Annotated in this window: 18 protein-coding genes; 14 read left to right on the forward strand and 4 right to left on the reverse strand. The window is 71.6% G+C overall.

Annotated features, from left to right (window positions below; genetic code table 11):
* The first annotated feature begins 64 nt into the window (after positions 1 to 64).
* The 6 genes from trhO (at position 65) to proC (ending at position 8,608) form a co-directional block, all read left to right on the forward strand.
* The gene (gene trhO / locus FM125_RS09955) at positions 65 to 973 is read left to right on the forward strand and encodes an oxygen-dependent tRNA uridine(34) hydroxylase TrhO (RefSeq protein WP_087134494.1); all 909 of its coding nucleotides are present in this window, start codon (positions 65 to 67) and stop codon (positions 971 to 973) included.
* Entirely contained in the window at positions 970 to 2,826 is a 1,857-nt protein-coding gene (locus FM125_RS09960) for a DUF7059 domain-containing protein (protein ID WP_087134495.1), read from the forward strand. Before trhO ends, FM125_RS09960 begins: the two co-directional genes overlap by 4 nt.
* 239 nt (positions 2,827 to 3,065) lie before the next feature.
* On the forward strand, positions 3,066 to 5,855 hold the full coding sequence (topA, locus tag FM125_RS09965; protein ID WP_425435824.1) for a type I DNA topoisomerase: 2,790 nt from the start codon (positions 3,066 to 3,068) through the stop codon (positions 5,853 to 5,855).
* Between the two features lie 5 nt (positions 5,856 to 5,860).
* Complete coding sequence (locus FM125_RS09970) at positions 5,861 to 6,883, forward strand: Ppx/GppA family phosphatase (protein ID WP_087134497.1); 1,023 nt, start codon at positions 5,861 to 5,863, stop codon at positions 6,881 to 6,883.
* A 2-nt stretch (positions 6,884 to 6,885) separates the two neighbouring features.
* A complete protein-coding gene (locus FM125_RS09975; protein WP_087134498.1) occupies positions 6,886 to 7,722 on the forward strand; it encodes a sugar phosphate isomerase/epimerase family protein in 837 nt (278 codons plus the stop codon).
* Positions 7,723 to 7,759: 37 nt separating this feature from the next.
* Entirely contained in the window at positions 7,760 to 8,608 is an 849-nt protein-coding gene (proC, locus tag FM125_RS09980) for a pyrroline-5-carboxylate reductase (protein WP_245829961.1), read from the forward strand.
* Positions 8,609 to 8,857: 249 nt separating this feature from the next.
* Here the strand turns inward: proC and FM125_RS09985 are convergent, their stop codons facing one another.
* Together FM125_RS09985 and FM125_RS09990 are read right to left on the reverse strand one after the other, a co-directional pair.
* Complete coding sequence (locus FM125_RS09985; protein WP_087134499.1) at positions 8,858 to 9,532, reverse strand: potassium channel family protein; 675 nt, start codon at positions 9,530 to 9,532, stop codon at positions 8,858 to 8,860.
* Positions 9,525 to 11,015 carry a TrkH family potassium uptake protein gene (locus FM125_RS09990; protein WP_087134500.1) on the reverse strand — a complete coding sequence of 497 codons (1,491 nt, stop codon included), beginning with the start codon at positions 11,013 to 11,015 and terminating at the stop codon, positions 9,525 to 9,527. The genes FM125_RS09985 and FM125_RS09990 overlap by 8 nt, the downstream gene beginning before the upstream one ends.
* A gap of 176 nt (positions 11,016 to 11,191) precedes the next feature.
* On the opposite strand from FM125_RS09990, the gene FM125_RS09995 reads away from it, so the two are divergent.
* The 3 genes from FM125_RS09995 to FM125_RS10005 all read left to right on the forward strand — a co-directional run bounded on the left by FM125_RS09995 (position 11,192) and on the right by FM125_RS10005 (position 13,174).
* On the forward strand, positions 11,192 to 12,442 hold the full coding sequence (locus FM125_RS09995; RefSeq protein WP_070640260.1) for an acetoin utilization protein AcuC: 1,251 nt from the start codon (positions 11,192 to 11,194) through the stop codon (positions 12,440 to 12,442).
* A gap of 186 nt (positions 12,443 to 12,628) precedes the next feature.
* On the forward strand, positions 12,629 to 12,727 hold the full coding sequence (locus FM125_RS10000; RefSeq protein WP_005504750.1) for a 30S ribosomal protein bS22: 99 nt from the start codon (positions 12,629 to 12,631) through the stop codon (positions 12,725 to 12,727).
* Between the two features lie 165 nt (positions 12,728 to 12,892).
* The gene (locus FM125_RS10005; RefSeq protein ID WP_070638916.1) at positions 12,893 to 13,174 is read left to right on the forward strand and encodes a glutaredoxin family protein; all 282 of its coding nucleotides are present in this window, start codon (positions 12,893 to 12,895) and stop codon (positions 13,172 to 13,174) included.
* On the opposite strand, the gene FM125_RS10010 is transcribed toward FM125_RS10005, so the two are convergent.
* Positions 13,175 to 13,984: a hypothetical protein gene (locus FM125_RS10010; RefSeq protein WP_087134501.1), complete on the reverse strand. Its 810-nt coding sequence runs from the start codon at positions 13,982 to 13,984 to the stop codon at positions 13,175 to 13,177.
* A 104-nt stretch (positions 13,985 to 14,088) separates the two neighbouring features.
* On the opposite strand from FM125_RS10010, the gene FM125_RS10015 reads away from it, so the two are divergent.
* From FM125_RS10015 to ccsB, 5 genes are all read left to right on the forward strand, one after another.
* Positions 14,089 to 14,763, forward strand: coding sequence for a histidine phosphatase family protein (locus tag FM125_RS10015; protein WP_087134502.1), 675 nt, complete (start codon positions 14,089 to 14,091; stop codon positions 14,761 to 14,763).
* A 199-nt stretch (positions 14,764 to 14,962) separates the two neighbouring features.
* On the forward strand, positions 14,963 to 15,577 hold the full coding sequence (locus FM125_RS10020) for a TlpA family protein disulfide reductase (protein WP_087134503.1): 615 nt from the start codon (positions 14,963 to 14,965) through the stop codon (positions 15,575 to 15,577).
* An 11-nt stretch (positions 15,578 to 15,588) separates the two neighbouring features.
* On the forward strand, positions 15,589 to 16,347 hold the full coding sequence (locus tag FM125_RS10025; protein ID WP_087134504.1) for a cytochrome c biogenesis CcdA family protein: 759 nt from the start codon (positions 15,589 to 15,591) through the stop codon (positions 16,345 to 16,347).
* The gene (gene resB, locus FM125_RS10030) at positions 16,344 to 17,999 is read left to right on the forward strand and encodes a cytochrome c biogenesis protein ResB (RefSeq protein WP_070638926.1); all 1,656 of its coding nucleotides are present in this window, start codon (positions 16,344 to 16,346) and stop codon (positions 17,997 to 17,999) included. Before FM125_RS10025 ends, resB begins: the two co-directional genes overlap by 4 nt.
* Positions 18,000 to 18,001: 2 nt before the next feature.
* Positions 18,002 to 19,099: a c-type cytochrome biogenesis protein CcsB gene (gene ccsB, locus FM125_RS10035; protein WP_070638928.1), complete on the forward strand. Its 1,098-nt coding sequence runs from the start codon at positions 18,002 to 18,004 to the stop codon at positions 19,097 to 19,099.
* A gap of 203 nt (positions 19,100 to 19,302) precedes the next feature.
* On the opposite strand, the gene FM125_RS10040 is transcribed toward ccsB, so the two are convergent.
* Positions 19,303 to 19,791 carry a PLDc N-terminal domain-containing protein gene (locus FM125_RS10040; RefSeq protein WP_087134505.1) on the reverse strand — a complete coding sequence of 163 codons (489 nt, stop codon included), beginning with the start codon at positions 19,789 to 19,791 and terminating at the stop codon, positions 19,303 to 19,305.
* Positions 19,792 to 19,912: the final 121 nt, after the last annotated feature.

Genomic DNA, 19,912 nt, shown 5'->3' on the forward strand with positions numbered 1-19,912 from the left:
TGTGAGGTCGGCCACGCCGTGTGACCGGATCGGTACCTTGTGTCCCGCACTAGGCTGATCGCCGATGAGCCCCTCGACCGTCTCCCGCATCGCCCTCTACTACCGCTTCGCCCCGCTGTCCGACCCGGAGGCCGTGCGCCTGTGGCAGCGCGCCCTGTGCCGCCAGCTGGGCCTGACCGGGCGGATCATCGTCTCCCCGCAGGGCATCAACGGCACGGTCGGCGGGCCGGTGGACGCGGTGAAGCAGTACGTGAAGCAGACCCGCGAGCACCCGGCCTTCCGGGACCTCGACGTGAAGTGGTCGGACGGTTCGGCCGAGGACTTCCCGCGGCTGTCCGTGAAGGTGAAGCCGGAGCTCGTGGCGTTCGGCGCCCCGGAACGCATCGAGGTGGACGAGCACGGCGTGGTCGGCACCGGCGAACACCTGAGCCCGCAGCGGGTCAACGAGCTCGTGGCCGAGCGCGCCGACACGGACCGCCCGGTGGTGTTCCTGGACGGGCGCAACACCGTGGAGGCCCAGATCGGGCGCTTTGAAGGGGCCGTGGTGCCCGAGGCGCAGACCACCCGGGACCTGCTGGCGGCCGTGGACTCCGGCGCCCTGGACCACCTCAAGCACTCCCCGGTGGTCTCCTACTGCACCGGCGGGGTGCGCTGCGAGATCCTCTCCGCCCTGCTGCGTCAGCGCGGGTTCGAGGAGGTCTACCAGATCGACGGCGGCATCGTCCGCTACGGGGAGGCCTTCGGGGACTCCGGGCTCTGGCACGGCGAGCTCGCCGTCTTCGACCGCCGCCTGTCCACCCGGTTCACCGAGGACGCGGAGACCATCGGCCGCTGCCACGGCTGCCAGGCCCCCACCTCGGACCTGCGCAACTGCGCCGACCCCGCCTGCACGACCCTCACCGTCCGCTGCGCGGACTGCGCCCAGGACACCGCCTGGACCTGTCCCGCCTGCACCGCCCGGAGCACTGCATGAGCACCGCCTCTCCCGTCCCCGCCGCCCCGTCCGGCACCGGCTCGCACGGCGCCGCCCCGTCCGGGGCCGTCCCGCCGGCACCGCGCCTCACCCCGACGACGGCCGCCAGGCTGGCCGCCGACCTCGCCGCCCTGCCCTACACCACCGGGGCCGTGGAGGCCCTGCTGGGCGCCATGGCCGTGTCCGCCCTGGACCGCGAGCACGCTGAGGCGGCTCGCGCCGTCCTGGCCGCCGGCGTTCCGGAGGCGGACCGCCCGCTGGCCGCGATGGCCGGCGCCTTCATGCTCGGAGACCCGGTCCCCGCCGCGGACCTCGCCGCCGCCGTCCCCGCCCTCGGCCTGGACGGGCTGCGCGAGGCCGGACTGCTCATGGACGCCCACCCGGGCGACCCGGAGGGCACTGTCCGTGCCGCCTGCGACCTCTCTCCCTATGACGCGGACGAGCCGGGTCCGATGTGGGTCGCCTCGGACCAGACCGCCCTGCAGCGGCGCGGCCCCTTGCCGGCTGAGCACGTCCTCGGCGTCGGCCGCGCCTCGCTCACCCTGGCCGGGGCCGTCCAGCGCCGCAAGGTGGACACTGCCTTGGACCTCGGCACCGGCTGCGGCATCCAGACCCTGCACCTGCTCGCCCACGCCCGCCACGTCACCGCCACGGACCTGGCGCCGCGCTGCCTGGACTACACCCGGTTCAACCTGCTGCTCAACGCGGACGTGCTGGGCCTGGACCGGGAGAACCCGGGCGAGCGCGTGGAGCTGCTCACCGGGGACATGCTCACCCCGGTGGCCGGCCGCCGCTTCGACATGGTGGTCTCCAACCCGCCCTTCGTGATCACCCCGCGCACGGACCCGGACGCACCGGTGATGGTCTACCGGGACGGCGGACGCGAGGGGGACCGGCTGGTGGCCGAGTTCATCAGCGCGATCCCGGCGCACCTGAACCCCGGCGGCACCGCGCAGATGCTCGCCAACTGGGAGATCCCCGCGGCGGAGTCAGGCGCCGACGACGGCCCGCTCGCCTCCGCCTCGGAGGGTGCCTCGTCCACCTCGGCGGGTCCTTCCTCCGCCGAGTCCTGGGACGCCCGTCCCCGGCGCTGGGTCGCCGAGGGGGCGGCCGCCGTCTCCGCGGCCGAGGGCCGCGACGTGCCGGTGCAGGCGTGGATCATCCAGCGGGACCTGCAGGACGCGGCCGGCTACGCCGAGACCTGGCTGCAGGACTCCTCGCTGGAGCTGGACCCGGAGCAGTACCAGCGCCGCTACGCCCAGTACCTGGCGGACTTCGCCGCCCGCGGCGTCAGAGGCGTCGGCTTCGGCCACGTGTGGCTGCGCCGCCCCGCCGCCGATGGCTCCCAGGCAGGAGCGTGGACCCACACCGAGGAGCTGACGCAGCCGATCGACGACGCGATCGGCGGCGCCTGGGCGGCCGCCGTCGCCCGCCGCGACCGGCTCGCCGCGGGGAGGACCACGGACCGTGCCGAGGCCACGAACCACGGTGAGGGGCCCGCCGGAGGCGAGGGGGCCGTCGTCGGGAAGGGGGCCGGAACGGACCCGGCCCTGGCGACCCTGCGCTCGCTGCACCTCACGGTGGCCGCGGACGTGACCGAGGAGCGCCACCAGCGCTTCGGCGCGGAGCACCCGGAGGTCATCCTGGCCCGGCAGGGGGCCGGATTCCGCCGCACCGCCCGCCTGGACACCGCCACCGCCGGGCTGCTCGCGGCCAGCGACGGGGAGCTGACGGTCGGGCAGATCGTCGGGGCGCTCGGCGCGCTGCTGGAGCTGGACGAGAGGGCGCAGACCGCTCTGCTGGTCGCCGTCCGTGAGCTGTACGAGGACGGGTTCCTGGTGGAGGTGGGCTGAGCGGGCGGGTCCGTGGCGCTGCCACGGCCCACCCGCCCGGAGCCGGGCGAGAAGACCTCTGTCCGCCTCCGGCGGACAGACCCGTGCTGGGGCCTGTCCGGCTCCGGGCGTTATCGTGGGCACCGCGTGCCCCTACGATGTGGGGACGCCCGCCCGATGCCGGCGCGCTCCGTGCACCGGCCCGGGACCACCGCCTTCCCCGTCCGAGGAGGACCCTCTTGTCCACGTCATCCGCTTCCGTGACCAGCACCGTGCCCGAGGGCAAGAAGCTCGTCATCGTGGAGTCGCCCGCCAAGAGCAAGTCGATCGCCAAGTACCTCGGCGACGGCTGGGTGGTGGACTCGTCCGTGGGGCACATCCGTGACCTCCCCAAGCCCTCGGACCTGCCGGCGGACATGAAGAAGGGTCCGTTCGGCAAGTTCGCCGTGGACACGGAGCACGGCTTCGAGCCGTACTACGTGGTGTACCCGGACAAGAAGAAGAAGGTCACCGAGCTCAAGCGCGCGCTCAAGGACGCGGACGCGCTCTACCTCGCCACCGATGCCGACCGCGAGGGCGAGGCCATCGCGTGGCACCTGCTGCAGACCCTCAAGCCCAAGGTCCCCGTGTACCGCATGACCTTCGGCGAGATCACCAAGGAGGGCATCGCCCGCGGCCTGGAGAACATCCGCGAGCTGGACACCGCCCTCGTGGACGCCCAGGAGACCCGCCGCATCCTGGACCGCCTGTTCGGCTACGAGCTGTCCCCGGTGCTGTGGCGCAAGGTCTCCCGCGGCCTGTCCGCCGGCCGCGTGCAGTCCGTGGCCACCCGCCTGGTGGTGGAGCGCGAGCGCGAGCGCATGGCGTTCGTGGCCGCCCAGTACTGGGGTGTGGAGGGCACCTTCACCGTGAACGAGGGCGCCGTCTCCTCCGGTGCCGTGGGCGCGGGCTTCACCGCCCGCCTGTCCACCGTGGACGGCGTCCGCGTGGCCACCGGCCGCGACTTCGACGACGCCGGGCAGCTGAAGGCCTCCGCAGGCAAGAAGGTCGCCCACCTGGACGAGGCCGCCGCCGGCTCGCTGGCGCAGGGCCTCACCGGCGCCTCCTTCACTGTGGACGCGGTGGAGGACAAGCCGTACACCCGCCGCCCGGCCGCCCCGTTCACCACCTCCACGCTGCAGCAGGAGGCCTCCCGCAAGCTGCGGATGTCCTCGCGTGTGTCCATGCAGGTCGCCCAGCGCCTGTACGAGAACGGCTACATCACCTACATGCGCACCGACTCGGTGAACCTGTCCCAGGAGGCCGTGAACGCGGCCCGGACGCAGGCCACCGAGCTCTATGGTGCCGCCTCGGTGCCCGAGAAGCCCCGCGCCTACGCCAAGCGCAGCGAGTCCGCGCAGGAGGCCCACGAGGCGATCCGTCCCGCCGGCGACTCCTTCCGCACCCCGGCGCAGGTGAAGGACGAGCTCCGCCCGGACGAGTTCCGCCTCTACGAGCTGATCTGGAAGCGCACCGTGGCCTCCCAGATGGCCGACGCCAAGGGCTACACCGCCACCCTGCGCTTCTCCGCCGCCGCGGCCGACGGCCGCGTGGCCGGATTCTCCGCCTCCGGCACCGTGATCACCTTCAAGGGCTTCCTGGACGCCTACGAGGAGGGCAAGGACGCCGGCGCAGAGGACGAGTCCAAGGACTCCATGGGCCGCCGCCTGCCGGAGCTGTCCCAGGGCGACACCCTCACCGGCGACCCCGTGGAGCCCACCGGCCACGAGACCACCCCGCCGGCCCGCTACACCGAGGCCTCGATCGTGGCCGAGCTGGAGCGCCGCGAGATCGGCCGCCCGTCCACCTACGCGCCCACGATCTCCACGATCATGGACCGCGGCTACGTGACCAAGCGCGGCAACGCTTTGGTCCCGTCCTGGACCGCCTTCTCCGTGATCGGCCTGCTCGAGGACTACTTCGGCCAGTACGTGGACTACGACTTCACGGCCCGCATGGAGGACGACCTCGACCGCATCGCCGCCGGCGAGCTGGCCCGCGACGCCTGGCTGCAGACCTTCTACTTCGGCGCCGAGGACGGCGACGAGGGCCTGCGGAACATCGTGGAGAACCTCGGGGACATCGACGCCCGGGCCGTGAACTCCCTGCCCATCACGGACGAGATCACCCTCCGCGTGGGCCAGTACGGCCCCTACCTGGAGAAGCCGCTGCCCGCGGACGCCGAGGCCGGCACCACCCCGCCGCGCGCCAACGTCCCGGAGGACCTGGCCCCGGACGAGCTCACCGCCGCCAAGGCCGAGGAGCTCTTCGCCACCGCCAAGCCGTCCGAGCGCCTCCTCGGCCAGGACCCGGAGACCGGCCGGGACATCGTGGCCAAGGACGGCCGCTACGGGCCGTACGTCACCGAGGTCATCCCGGAGATGACCGAGGAGCAGGTGCAGGCCTGGATGGACGCCCAGCCCACCGAGTACTACAAGAACGGCAGACCCAAGCCGAAGAAGAAGCCGAAGAAGGAGAAGCCGCGCACCGGCTCCCTGTTCACGTCCATGGACCTGGACACCGTCACCCTGGAGCAGGCGCTGCAGCTGATGTCCCTGCCCCGTGTGGTCGGTGCGGACGCCGAAGGCGAGCAGATCACCGCCCAGAACGGCCGCTTCGGCCCGTACCTGAAGAAGGGCACGGACTCCCGGTCGCTGCAGTCCGAGGAGCAGATCTTCTCCATCACCCTGGAGGAGGCCCTCGAGATCTACGCCCAGCCCAAGCAGCGCGGCCGCGGCGCCGCGAAGCCGCCGCTGGCCGAGTTCGGCGAGGACCCGGTGTCCGGCAAGAAGGTCGTGGTCAAGGACGGCCGCTTCGGCCCGTACGTCACGGACGGCCAGACCAACATCACCGTCCCGCGGGGCAAGGACCCGGCGCAGCTGACGGCCGAGGAGGCCTACCAGCTGCTGGCGGACAAGCGCGCGAAGGGCCCGGCCACCCGCGGCGGCGCCAAGAAGCCGGCGGCCCGCAGGGCACCGGCCAAGAAGACCACCACACGGAAGAAGGCCTGAACACCATGCGCCTCGGCGTTCTGGACATCGGGTCCAACACCGTCCACCTGCTGCTCGTGGACGCCCACCCCGGGGCCCGTCCCGTCGCCTACGCGGAGCACAAGCGCTCCCTTCCGCTGATCCGCTACCAGGACGCCGACGGCGCCATCACGGAGGAGGGCCAGCAGGAGCTCGTGGGATTCGTCCGTGAGGCCGCCGCCTTCGCGGAGGAGCACCGGGCCGAGGACATGATCTCGTTCTGCACCTCCGCGATCCGCGAGTCCGCCAACGGCGCCGCCGTGCTGGACCGCGTGCAGACGGAGACCCGCGTGCACCTCTCGGAGCTCACGGGGGACCAGGAGGCGGCCATGACCTACTTCGCCGTGCGGCGCTGGCAGGGCTGGGACGCCGGATCCATCCTGAACTTCGACATCGGCGGCGGCTCCTTCGAGATCGCCTACGGCCAGGACGAGCTGCCCTCGCACGCGCTGTCCCTGCCGCTGGGCGCCGGCCGTCTCACCCGCGACTGGATGCCGGAGGACCCGCCCAGCCCCAAGGCGGTGAAGAAGCTGCGCAAACACGTGGAGAAGCGGCTCGAGGAGGCCTACGCCGCCTTCCCGCGCGTCGAGTCCCCCGTGGTGGTCACCGCCACCTCGAAGACGTTCCGTTCGCTCGCCCGGATCACCGGGGCGGCGCCCTCGGCGGCGGGCCCCTTCGTGAAGCGCCACCTGCGCGCGGACGACCTGCACCTGTGGGTGAACCGCCTCGCGGCGATGACCATCGCCGAGCGGGCGGAGCTGCCCGGCGTCTCGGAGGTCCGCGCGCACCAGGTGTTCGCCGGGGCGATCGTCGCGTTGGCGGCGATGCGTACGTTCGGCATCGCCCAGCTCGAGATCTGCCCGTGGGCGCTGCGCGAGGGCCTGATCCTCAACCGCCTCGACGCGCTCATGCTCGAAGGGCACCTCACCCGTGACGGCCGGCCCGGAGTCGGACACGTGAACCTCAACACGGACACCCTCCTGCCGGGGCTGAGCCTGGGGGTGCGCTGACCATGCCGGACTCCTCCGCCCACCTGGCCCCGGCCCCGCGCTTCGGCGCGGACATCCCGGTGACGCTCTCGTCGTCGTCGGTCTTCCCCCTGGGCACGCAGGACGTGTTCGCCACGGCAGAGGACCTCGGCTACGACGGCGTGGAGGTGATGGTCACCCACAACGCCTTCAGCCGTGATGCCGACCGTCTGGTGAAGCTCTCCGAACGCCACGGCCAGCCGATCGACTCGATCCATGCCCCGACCCTGCTGTTCACCCAGCAGGTCTGGGGCTCCGCATGGTCCAAGATCCGCCGCTCCGTGGAGCTGGCGCAGGCCGTGGGCGCGGCCACCGTGGTGGCCCATCCGCCGTTCCGCTGGCAGGGCACGTACGCGGTGCGCTTCGCCGAGGGGATCCAGGAGCTGATGGCGGAGACCGGTGTGGTGATCGCGGTGGAGAACATGTACCCGTGGCGGGCCTACGGCAGGGAGGCTAAGATGTATCTGCCGCACTGGAATCCGCTGCCCGAGCCCTACGAGCACATCTGCTGGGACTTCTCCCACGCGGCCATCGCCCGGGTGGACTCTCTCGACGCCGTCCGCGAGCTCGGGCCCCGGCTGCGGCACGTGCACCTCACCGACGGCAACGACTCCGGCAAGGACGACCACCTGATCCCTGGCGAGGGCACCCAGCCCGTCGCCGAGTCCCTGCGCCATCTGGGTCGAGTGGGTCTGGCCGGTACCGTGTGTGTGGAGGTCGGCACCCGCGGCGTCGAGTACGCCGGGCAGCGCGAGGAGAAGCTCGCCGCATCCCTCGCCTTCGCCCGCGAGCACCTCGCCGCCTCTGGGCCGGCCGCCTGATCGAGACCACCGATCCGTCGAAGGAGCGATCCACCCCATGATGCAGACCCCCACCGACGCCCGCATCGCCATTCTCGGACTGGGCACCATGACCGGCGCCATCCTGGCCGGGATGCTGGAACAGGGGGTGCCCACGGAGAACGTCGTGGCCACCACCCGCTCCGCCGCCTCCGCCGAGAAGGCCGCCGCACGGCACGGGGTGACCGTGACCTGTCAGGAGCAGGACCCGCAGGCCAACCACGCCGCCGTCGCCGAGGCGGACATCGTGCTCGTCGGCGTCAAGCCGAAGGACATGGTCGCCACCCTCAAGGACCTGGCACCGTCGCTGCGCCCGGACACGGTGGTGGTCTCCGTGGCCGCCGGCGTCACCTCCGCCACCCTGGCTGCGGTCCTGTCGGAGGGCCAGCCGATCGTGCGCACCATGCCGAACACCCCGCTGACCGTGGGCTCCGGCGTGGTCGGCGTGGCCGACGGGCCGACCGTCACCGCCGCGCAGTCCGCCGCCGTGCGTGCCCTGTTCGCCGGCTCCGGCCTGGTGGTGCCTGTGGAGGAGGAGCAGCTCTCGGCCGTGGTGGCCACCGCCGGCTCCGCCCCGGCCTATGTGTTCCTGCTCGCCGAGCTGATCGCCGCCCACGGCGCGCAGCTGGGCCTGGATGCCGAGGCCGCCGAGGCCATGGCCGCCGCCACCGTGAAGGGCGCCGGCATCATGCTCCAGCAGGAGGGCGCCAAGGCCGAGGACCTGCGCAAGGCCGTGATGAGCCCGAACGGGACCACCGAGAAGGCCGTTGAGGCGTTCCTCGACGGCGGCATGGAGGACCTCGTGAACCGCGCCATGGACGCAGCCGCGAAGCGCGACGCAGAAATGGCCGAGGAGTTCCGCGCCTGACCTGAGCCCGCCCCCAGACGCTTTCGCTCGCGAAACGGGAGGCGCAGACAGACACCGATGCCCCCGTCACCACACCCTGTGGTGACGGGGGCGTTGTGGGGAGCGGCCGTCGTCGGGGAACGGTGAAACGGAAGGCGAGTGCGCGGTTCTAGCGGGCGCTCTCCGCGAGCACATGCGTCCGAAACTCGTCGTCGAGGCGCGTGAAGGCGCGGTGCCGCGGCCGAAGACCGCGAGCAGCGCCGGGACCTCTCAGGGCCGCGCGGCGAAGCGCTCGATCAGGTCTGTGTGGCCGGAGACGATCAGCGTGTCCCGCGGGCCGACCTTGGTGTCCGGCTGGGCGTACGTGAACTCCTCGCCCGGGGTCTTCACGCCCACGATCGTCACGCCGTACTTCTTGCGCACGTCCGACTCGGACAGGGTGAAGCCCACGGTCTCCGTCGGCGGGTGCATCTTGACGATCGCGAAGTCGTCGTCGAACTCGATGAAGTCCAGCATGCGCCCGTTGACCAGGTGCGCGGCGCGCACGCCGGCGTCGAACTCCGGGAAGATGATGTGGTTGGCGCCGATGCGGCGCAGGATCTTGCCGTGCGCGGCGGTGATGGCCTTGACCCAGAGGTGCGGGATCTCCAGGTCCACGAGGTTCACGGTGATCAGCACCGAGGACTCGATGGACGTGCCCACGCCCACCACCGCGGCGGAGAAGTCCTCCGCACCGAGCTGGCGCAGCGCCTCGGCGTCCGTGGCGTCCGCCTCCACCACATGGGTCAGCGTGGACGCCCACTTCTGCACCAGCACCGGGTCCTTCTCGACTGCCAGCACCTCACGTCCCTGGGCCACGAGCTCCTGGGCGGTGGCCGCGCCGAAGCGGCCCAGGCCGATCACGAGGACGGGGGCATGGGGGTCGATGCGCTTCTGGTCAGCCAAGGATCGGCCTCTCGACGGGGTAACGGTAGAGCACACGGCGCTGGCGCAGGGCCAGGGCCGCGGCGAACGTGATTGTACCGACGCGGCCGGCGAACATCAGGCCCGTCAGCACGTAGACGCCGGCCGGCGGCAGCTCCGCGGACAGGCCGGTGGACAGCCCGCAGGTGGCGAACGCGGAGATCGCCTCGAACAGCGCCCGCTGCAGCTGCTCCTCCGTCATGGCGAGCACCGTCAGGGTGGCCGTGAGCACCAGGGTGGCGCCGAGGGCCAGCACCGCGATCGCCACGCGCAGGGTCTCCGAGGCGATCGTGCGCCCGTGGACGGTGACCTCCTTGTCACCGCGGGCCTCGGCCACGATCGCCAGGAACATCACGGCCAGCGTGGTGACCTTGATGCCGCCGGCGGTGGAGGCCGAGCCGCCGCCCACGAACATCAGCGCGTCCGTCAGCAGCAGGGTCTCCGCGGTCTGGGCGTTCACGTCGATCACCGAGAAGCCGCCGGAGCGGGTCATCACGGAGGCGAACAGGGACTGGCCGATCTGCTCCGGCCCGCCCACGCCGGCGAGGGTGTCCGGGTTGGTGTGCTCGAAGAGCCAGATGAAGACCGCGCCCAGCACCAGCAGGATGAGGGTGACCTCCACGGTCAGCTTCGTGTGCAGGTTCCACTGCCTGTAGCGCCAGCCCTTCTGCATCAGCACGAGCACCACCGGGAAGCCCAGGGCGCCCACGAAGACGCCGAGGCCGATCAGCGTGAGCAGGTAGGGCTCGTGGGCGAAGTCGCTCAGGCCGTTGGGGTGCAGGCTGAAGCCGGCGTTGTTGAAGGCGCTCACCGCATAGAAGACGGCGTGCCAGAGTCCGGCCCCCACCGAGCCGGCCTCCGCGATGAACCGCGGCGCCATCAGTGCGGTGAGGACCAGCTCCGCGGACAGCACCGTCACCACCACCACGCGCAGCAGCGTGCCGACCTCGCCCACGTGGCCCGTGGTCATGCCGCCCTCCTGGGTGAGCAGCTTGGACCGGACGCCGAGGTGGCGGGAGACGGCCAGCGTCAGCAGGGACGCCATGGACAGGATGCCCAGGCCGCCGATCTGGACCGCCACCAGGATGATCACGTGGCCGAACGTGGACCAGTGCCCTGCCGTGTCCACCGTGGTCAGGCCGGTCACCGAGACGGCGGAGACGGCGGTGAACATCGCGTCGTGCAACGGGGTGGGGTGGCCGTCCCGTGCGGCGAGCGGCAGGGACAGCAGGGCGGTGAAGACCGCCGAGACCAGGGCGAACGCCGTCAGCGCGGAGCGGGCGGGGGAGGACCCGGCCAGGTGCTTGACCGTGTGCGAGGTGCGGCGGACCGCCGCGCGCACGCCGCGGCCGGACTCTAGTGAGGAGGAGTTCCACGGCTGGGGACGGCGTCGCCTCACCGGGCGGGGGCGCGGCACCGATCGGTGCACCGCGGGAGGCAGGCGGCGTGGACGGGCAGGGGCCATGGGTCGACAGGCTACCCGTGGACCGGCCTCGTGTACGCGGGCGCGCATCAGCGCCCGCAAACACGTGTGGTGCGCACGCGAGGGCTTCACCTGTCCGTCATGCGGGGCGCGTCACCTGTCCGTCATGAAAGGCCCTCGACAGGCGTGAGGGGGCGCACAGTCGTAGGCTGTGAGTGATGAGTGCCACGTCTTCACCCAGTGATTCCCAGCCGGCAGCGGTCGTCTGGCACTCGGACCTGCTCAAGTACCGATTCAGCGCCGAGCATCCGATGGCCCCGCTCCGACTCGATCTCACCCACCGTCTGATCGAGTCCTTCGACCTGCTCTCGGGCGAGAACGTGCGAATCATCGAACCGCCGGTGGCCACGGACGAGCAGCTCCAGCTCGCCCACGCCCCGGAGTACATCGCCGCGGTGAAGGCCGCCTCCTCGGGCGGCACGGAGGACGAGGAGCACGGCCTCGGCTCCGAGGACTGCCCGATCTTCCCGGACCTGCACGAGTCCGCCGCGCGCATCGCCGGCGGCACGCTGGCCGCTGCCGAGGCCGTCTGGTCCGGCGAGGTCAGGCGCGCAGTGAACTTCTCCGGTGGCATGCACCACGCCTCCCGCAAGGCGGCCTCCGGGTTCTGCATCTACAACGACTGCGCCGTGGCCATCCAGCGTCTGCTGGACCTGGGCGCCGAGCGCATCGCCTACGTGGACGTGGACGCCCATCACGGCGACGGCACCCAGTCGATCTTCTACAACGACCCCCGCGTGCTGACGATCTCCATCCATGAGACCGGGTTCGCCCTGTTCCCCGGCACCGGGTTCGCCAACGAGGTGGGCGGACCGGAGGCGCTCGGCTCGGCCGCGAACGTCGCCGTCCCGGCCCGCACCGGTGACGCCGGCTTCCTGCGGGCCACCCACGCCACCGTCCCCCAGCTGCTGCGCGCCTTCGCCCCGCAGGTGCTCGTCACGCAGCACGGCTGCGACTCCCATCATGCCGACCCGCTGGCGGACCTGCGCCTGTCCGTGGACGGTCAGCGTCAGCTCGCCTTCGACCTGGCGGACTGGGCGGACCAGTTCTGCCAGGGCCGGTGGATCGCCACGGGCGGCGGCGGCTACAACCCGCTGAAGGTGGTGCCGCGCGCCTGGGCCCATCTCACGGCGATCGTGCTGGACGCCCCCATTCCGATCAGGGCTGAGATCCCGCAGGCGTGGGTGGACCACGTGACGTCCCTCACCGCGGACGAGCTCACCGGAGACATGTCCTCGGCACCGGAGGACGAGGAGGGCCGCATCCCCACCACCATGGGAGAGGGGGCGGACGTGTGGTGGCGCTCGTGGGAGGTCGGCTACGACCCGTCCGACCCGGTGGACCAGGCCATCATGGCCACCCGCAAGGAGCTCTTCCCGTACCACGGCCTGGATCCCTGGTTCGACTGAGGCCTGCCGCGCCGGCGTCCGCGGATCCGCGTGGATTCGCGCGCTGCAGGCGCGCCCGGTATTGTGGCGGGGAACGTTTTACAAGCGTTCCACATCCGGTGGAATGCGGGTCGGCCCGGCTGTCCAGTCAGCTCGGTGCGGTCCGAGTGACCCCGCCGACCGTCGCCCCCGACATGAGGAGACCCCATGGGTTCTGTGATCAAGAAGCGCCGCAAGCGCATGTCGAAGAAGAAGCACCGCAAGCTGCTTCGCAAGACCCGGCACCAGCGTCGCAACAAGAAGTGACGCCTGCTCCGGAGAGCAGACGCGAGGCCGCCGTCCCGTCCGGGACGGCGGCCTCGCTCTGTTCCGGGGGCCGTGCGGTGCGCGCCGAACCCGTGCGGGGCCCTGCCGGGCTTCGTGCCTCCGTGCCCGGCGGTCGTTGCCCGCGGTGCCCGTAGGGTGGTGTGCATGGACTCAGACACCACGACGGCGGCCCCCGCCTCCGCCATTCGCCCTCGCGTCCAGCTGCTGGTCAAGGAGGGGTGCCACCTGTGTGCGGCCGCCGTGGAGACGGTCGCGGAGGTCTGCGGCCGGCTGGGGGAGGCCTACGAGCTCCTCGACGGCGCCGAGCACCCGGAGCTGGCCGAGCGGCACGCGGAGGAGATCCCGGTGCTGTTCGTGGACGGCGTCCAGCGCGACTTCTGGCGCGTGGACCCGGTGCGGCTGGAGCGGATGCTCACCGCCGCCTGATCACTTCACGCGCATCGTCTTCGCCCAGGCCCGCTGACGCATGTACTCGGTGGAGTCTGGGCGGTAGGCCATCACGATGCCGCCCACGCCCAGCAGGACCCACACGATCTCCAGGCCCGGCATGCCGCCGAGCAGGCTGGTGAGCATCATCAGCAGCGAGAGCGCTGCCAGCACGGTGCCGACGATGCGTGCGGGGCGGGAGCCGGAGCGGATCTTGAAGGCGACCAGCAGGTACAGCACCAACGCCACCAGGGCGAAGGCGGTCATGAACCCGGGCATCAGGTCCATGGTCGTCTGCATCATCTGCTCGGCCTCGGTGCCGGTGAGGCCGGAGGCCTCCACCTGCTGGCGGGTGACGTCCTCGACGAGGGCCTTGCCCTCCGGGGTCGTGAGCGCGAAGGCACCGGCGAGCGTGGAGCCGACCATGACGACCGCGGCCGCGATGATCAGCCAGAACGCCACGGTGATGGACGTGGGCCGCACCGGCTCCTGCACCGGGCCGCCCCACTGCTGGCCGGGCTGCCCCCACGGCTGCTGAGGGCCCCACTGCTGCCCGCTCGGGCCGTTCCAGCCCGGCCCGCCCGGCGGCGGGGGAAAGGCGCCCTGCTGCGGCTGCTGCCACTGCTGCGGCTGCTGTCCGGGAGCGCCGGGCTGCCCCTGCGGTCCGCCGTACGGGTTCTGGCCGTAGGGGTTCTGCCCGTACTCGGAGCCGGCGCGGTACTCCTGCCCGTCCCCGCCCGAGCCGTAGGCGCCTGCGTTCGCGCCGCCGTACTCCTGTCCGTAGGTGGGGCGGTCCTGGTTCTCGCTCACGGCGGTGTCCTTCCGTCGGCGTCGGTCGGTCTGCGCGGTCGCGCGGCCTGTGGCCTCCCACGCTAGTGCCTGTCGGCTCTCCGCGTCTCTGACAGACTGGGGACATGAGCGTTCTGGCCACGGTGCATCTCGTCCGTCACGGTGAAGTCTTCAACCCGGACCGCCTCCTCTACGGGCGCCTGCCGGGGTTCGGCCTGTCCGACCTCGGTCTGCAGATGGCCGATGGTGTGGCCGAGTGGTTCGTGGAGCGGGCGAACCGCATTCAGCGCCAGCCGGCCATCGTGGCGGCCTCCCCGCTGCAGCGCGCGAAGCAGACCGCGGCCCCCATCGCCGCGGCGTTCGGCAAGAAGCTGGAGACCGAGCCGAACCTGATCGAGGCCGAGAACGCCTTCGAGGGCATGTCCAACGTGGCCGCCACCCTGAAGTCCACCCCGAGCCTGTGGCCGAAGCTGCGCAACCCCGCACGCCCGTCCTGGGGCGAGCCGTACATCCAGCAGGTGCAGCGCATGGTGGAGGTCGTCCAGCGCTCCCGCGACGTCGCGGTGGACACCCTGGGCCCGGGCGCCGAGGCCATCCTCGTCTCACACCAGCTGCCGATCTGGGTGACCCGACTGGCCACTGAGGGGCGTCCGCTCATGCACGACCCGCGCCGGCGCGAGTGCACCCTCACCTCCGTGACCTCCCTGGTCTTCGAGGACGGCCGCGAGCGGCCGCGCGTGGAGTACCACGAACCCAATGCGCACCTGCTCGCCCAGGCCGCCAACCTGCCCGGCGCCTGAGGCGCTCCGCGCCCCTTCCCGACGACGGCCCCCTCGCCTTCACGCCTGCCTCGCCCCGCCCGGGGCGAGGGGACGGTCCCAGGTGCGGGGCCGTCGTCGTGGAGCCCGTCTTCAAGGTTCCGGTCAGGATGGGAGGGCAGACTAGACTGGTCAGAATCCCTGATGCTGTTTTCCGCGCCTGTGACGAGGAGGTTCCTCCATGCCCGCGTCCCGTCTGACCCGTCGACGTCTGCTGGCGGGACTGGGCTTCGGCGCGGCCGCCCCGCTGCTCGTGGCGTGCGGGGGAGGAGACGACGTCCTGGCCGGCCAGGCCGGCAACGCGGACGGCAAGAACTACATCGCCGGAGACGGCTCCGTGGCCGAGTACGCACAGGCAGAGCGCTCGGAGCCGGTGGAGTTCTCCGGCGCCCTGTTCGACGGCACCGAGGTGTCCGCCGAGTCCCTGCGCGGCGCCCCCGCACTGCTGAACTTCTGGTACGCCGCCTGCGCGCCGTGCCGCATCGAGGCCCCGCACCTGGTCTCCCTCCACGGGCAGTTCGAGTCTGAGGGCGTGAGGTTCCTCGGCGTGAACGTCCGGGACACCGCCACCACGGCCCGGGCCTTCGAGCGCAGCTTCGAGATCCCGTACCCCTCCATGGAGGACCTCTCCGGCGACGTGCTGCTCGCCCTCTCCGACTTCGTGCCCCCGCAGGCCGTGCCCTCCACCCTCGTGCTGGACGCCGAGGGCCGGGTCGCGGCCCGTGTGCTCGGCGCCGTCGAGGAGGGCACCCTGCGCGCCCTGCTCAGGACCGTGGTCGACGAGCAGGGCCAGTGACCTCAGCGCCGATGCAGAACAACCCCTTCGCCGAGGCAGTCCTGGACGGATCCCTGCTGGTCGCCGGGCCCATCGCGCTGCTGGCCGGCATCGTGTCCTTCCTGTCCCCGTGCGTGCTGCCGCTCGTGCCCGGCTACCTCGGCTATGTGACTGGCCTCGGGGGAGAACGCCTCGAGGACCGCCGACGCAGCCGCCTGGTGCTCGGCGCCGTGCTGTTCGTGCTCGGCTTCTCCGCGGTGTTCGTGCTGGCCGGCGTGATGTTCGCGCAGATCGCGTTCTGGCTGCAGCGGGACGGAGAGTGGGTGACCCGCCTGCTGGGCGTGGCGGTGATCCTGCTCGGCATCGTCTTCCTCGGCCGGTTCGATCGGCTCCAGACCGAGCGCCGCCTGCACCTGAAGCCCGCGGCCGGACTCGTGGGTGCACCGCTGCTCGGCATGACCTTCGGCCTCGGCTGGGCCCCCTGCATCGGCCCGACCCTCGCCGCGGTCCTGGCCATGGCCGCCGCCGGGGCGGACGGGGCGGCCGGCCGCGGGGCCCTGCTGGCCTTCGTCTACTGCCTGGGCCTGGGCCTGCCGTTCATCCTCATCGCCCTCGGCGTGGAGCGCGGGATGAGCGCCCTCGCCTTCTTCCGCCGCCACCGCCGCGCCGTGCAGGTGTTCGGCGGCGTCCTGCTGATCGTCCTCGGCCTGGTCATGGTGACCGGCCTGTGGAGCGCGTGGACCCTCCAGCTGCAGACCTGGTTCCAGAACGAGGTGAGTCTTCCCCTGTGAGCACCCGAGCGAAGAAGGCCGAGGCGGCGCTGCCGACGCTCGGCGCGAAGGAGATGGCGCGCTGGGCCTGGACCCAGCTCACCAGCATGCGCACCGCGCTGATGCTGCTGCTCCTGCTCGCCGTGGCCGCCGTGCCCGGCTCCCTGGTGCCGCAGCGCCGGGCCGGCCCGGAGATCGTGGACCAGTGGATCGAGGACAACCCGTTCTGGGGCCCGATCCTGGACTTCCTGCAGTTCTTCGACGTGTACACGTCCGTGTGGTTCTCCGCGATCTACCTGCTGCTCTTCGTGTCTCTGGTGGGCTGCGTGGTGCCGCGTGCGATCAAGCACGTGAAGGTCATGAAGTCCCCGCCGCCGCGCACGCCTCGCCGGCTGTCCCGCCTCCCGGAGTCCGGCACCGTGGTGCTGGAGGAGGAGGGCCCGGCACCGGAGCAGGCGGTGGCGCAGGCCAAGGCCTGGCTGAAGAAGCGCGGGTACCGCGTGGCGGACCACTCCGACGAGCGCGGGCCGTCCGTCTCCGCCGAGCGCGGCTACCTCCGCGAGATCGGCAACATCGTCTTCCACTTCTCGCTGATCGGCGTGCTCGTGTTCATGGCCTACGGCGGCATGACGAAGTACACCGGCCAGAAGATCCTCGTGGAGGGGGAGGGCTTCGCCAACAACCTGGTGGCCTACGACTCCTTCACTCCGGGCACGTACTTCAACGCAGACCAGCTGAAGCCCTTCTCCCTCAAGCTCGAGTCCTTCGACGCCGTGTTCGAGCGCCAGTCCGAGACCCACTACGGCCAGCCGATCGACTACACCGCGCGCATGGAGGTCCGCGAGGGTCCCGGCGCAGAACCCGCGGAGGAGATCCTCAAGGTCAACAGCCCCCTGGACGTGCACGGTGTCCGCGTGTACCTCGTCGGCAACGGCTATGCCCCCGTGGTGACCATCCGCGACGGTGAGGGGGACATCGCCTTCCAGGGCCCGGTGGTGACCCGGGTCCAGGACCAGATGTACACCTCCCTGGCGGTCATCAAGGCCCCCGACGCCACACCGGACCAGCTCGGTTTCGTCGGCCTGTTCCTCCCCGCCGCCGTGGAGGGCGAGGACGGCGTCGCGGTCTCGGTGGACCCGGAGCTGCTCAAGCCGCAGCTGATCCTGAACTCCTACTACGGCGACCTCGGCCTGGACGCCGGCGTCCCGCAGAACGTGTACGTCCTGGACACGGAGAACCTCACCGAGCTCAACAGCCGCACGAACTCGAACGGCGGCATCACCCTGGACGAGGGACAGACCTACGAGCTGCCGGACGGCAAGGGCTCCATCAGCTTCGACGGCGTCCGCCGCTACGTCGGCCTGGACCTGCACTACGACCCGGGCAAGTGGGGCGTGGGCGTCTTCGCCGCCACCGCCCTGATCGGCCTGGCCGTGAGCCTGTTCGTCCGTCGCCGCCGCGTCTGGGTGCGGGCGGACACGGACGAGGCAGGCCGCACCAGGGTGGAGTACGCCCTGCTCGCCCGTGGCGAGGCCACCGGCCTGCGCGCGGAGAACGTCGCGCTGCGCTCGGCCATGGAGAAGATGTGGCCGGTGACCGCTCCGGAGAGCGACAATGGACCTGAAGGCGAGGGTGACCCTGCGCCTCGCCACACCCCTGGATCAGGAGTCTGACCGTGTTCAACCCGACGGCCCCCGTCAACGAGCAGCTCGCCCTGTACAGCGATCTGTTCATGCTCATCGCCGCCCTCGTCTACGCGGCCTCGTTCATCGTGTTCGCCGTCGACATGGCGGTGGCCTCGACCACCATCAAGCGCCTCGAAGAGGAGCTGGCAACCGAGCGCGACCTGGCCCGCCACGCACAGCGCTCCGCCGTCTCCGTAGGCGGCCGCGGCGGCGGCTCCACCGCCCTGCTGGACCGTGATCCGGCCGACTCCGCTGCGCTGGACCGCACCGGGGACGGTGCCGAGTCCGACCTGGTGGACGAGGACATGGACTACACCGGCCGGGGCCGGCGTCCGATCGCCAACGTGGCGGTGGCCGTGCTCGGCATCGGCTGGGCCCTGCACGCCTTCGCCGTGGTGGCCCGCGGCCTGGCCTCCCACCGTGTGCCGTGGGGCAACCTCTACGAGTTCATGACCACGGGCGCCCTGCTCGTCACGACCGTCTACCTGATCTTCCTGTTCCGCAAGGACCTGCGCTTCGTGGGCACCTTCGTCACCGGACTCGTGGTGGCCATGATGTGCGCCGCCACCATGGGCTTCCCGACCCCGGTCGGCCACCTGCAGCCGCCGCTGCAGTCCCCGTGGCTCGTGATCCACGTGTCCATCGCCGTGCTGTCCACCGCGCTGTTCACCCTGACCGCCGCGATGTCCATCCTCCAGCTGGTCCAGTCCAACGCCCAGAGCCGCCTGATGCAGGGCAAGGGCACCTGGTCCTTCCTGCGCCTCGTGCCGACCGCCGGTGCCCTGGAGAACTGGTCCTACCGCATCAACGCCGTGGGCTTCGTGATGTGGTCCTTCACCCTGATCGCCGGCGCCATCTGGGCCGAGGCCGCCTGGGGCCGCTACTGGAACTGGGACACCAAGGAGGTGTGGACCTTCGTGATCTGGGTGGTCTACGCCGCCTACCTGCACGCCCGCGCCACCCGCGGCTGGACCGGCAACCGCTCGGCCTGGCTGTCGATCATCGGCTTCGCCTGCATCGTGTTCAACTACACGATCGTGAACATGTACTTCCCGGGCCTGCACTCCTACGCCGGCGTCCCGGAGTGAGCCGGGACGACCGCTGAGACGTCCTGAACACGGACGTGGGGCCCCGGACCGGTGCGGTCCGGGGCCCCACGTGTGTCTGCGATCGGCCGGCGGCGCTCCTGCCTCAACGGGCTGCGGTGCTCCTGCCCTCAGCGGCCAGCGGCGCTCCTGCCCTCAGCGGCCAGCGGCGCGCCTGCCCTCAACGGGCGGCGGCGCGCCTGCCCTCAGCGGCCGGTCGGGGAGTCCGTGCCGGTCTCCTCCGGGCCGTCCTCGCCGTCTGTGCGGCCCGCACCGTCCTCGCCGTCCGTGCGGCTCCTGTCGCGGTGGTCGTCCGCCCCGCCGTCGCCCGTGCGGCCCTCGGAGCCGGGCCGCTCGCGCAGGCGGCGCTCCCGCTCGTCGAGCTGCTTCGCACGGCGTTCCAGGTCCGCCTCGCGCTGGTCCTGGCGGCGCTGGACGCGGAGGTTGCGCAGGAACTCCTCGTCGTCGTCCGGGGCGGACATGCGCGGCTCGGCGTGCGCGGCGGAGGCCGTGCGGGCCCGGCCCAGGATCAGCCAGAGCAGGGGGCCGACCAGCGGCAGCAGCAGGACCACCAGGAACCACACCGCCTTCGGCATCGAACGGACCTGGTGCTTCGGCGTCAGCAGCAGCTCGAAGAGGCAGTAGAGCGTCAGGGCCACGATGACGATGATCGCGGGGATGAGGAAACGGGGCATGGGGACCATTCTAGGAATCGGGCGGGGCGTCGTCCGCCCAGGCAGTCCTCACCGGCCGGGCCTAGATGTACCCGGCCATCACGTTGATGACACTCGTTGAGCGGGAGTCTTGCCCCCAAGC

Source organism: Micrococcus lylae (assembly GCF_900163825.1).
GTDB classification, from domain to species: domain Bacteria; phylum Actinomycetota; class Actinomycetes; order Actinomycetales; family Micrococcaceae; genus Micrococcus; species Micrococcus lylae.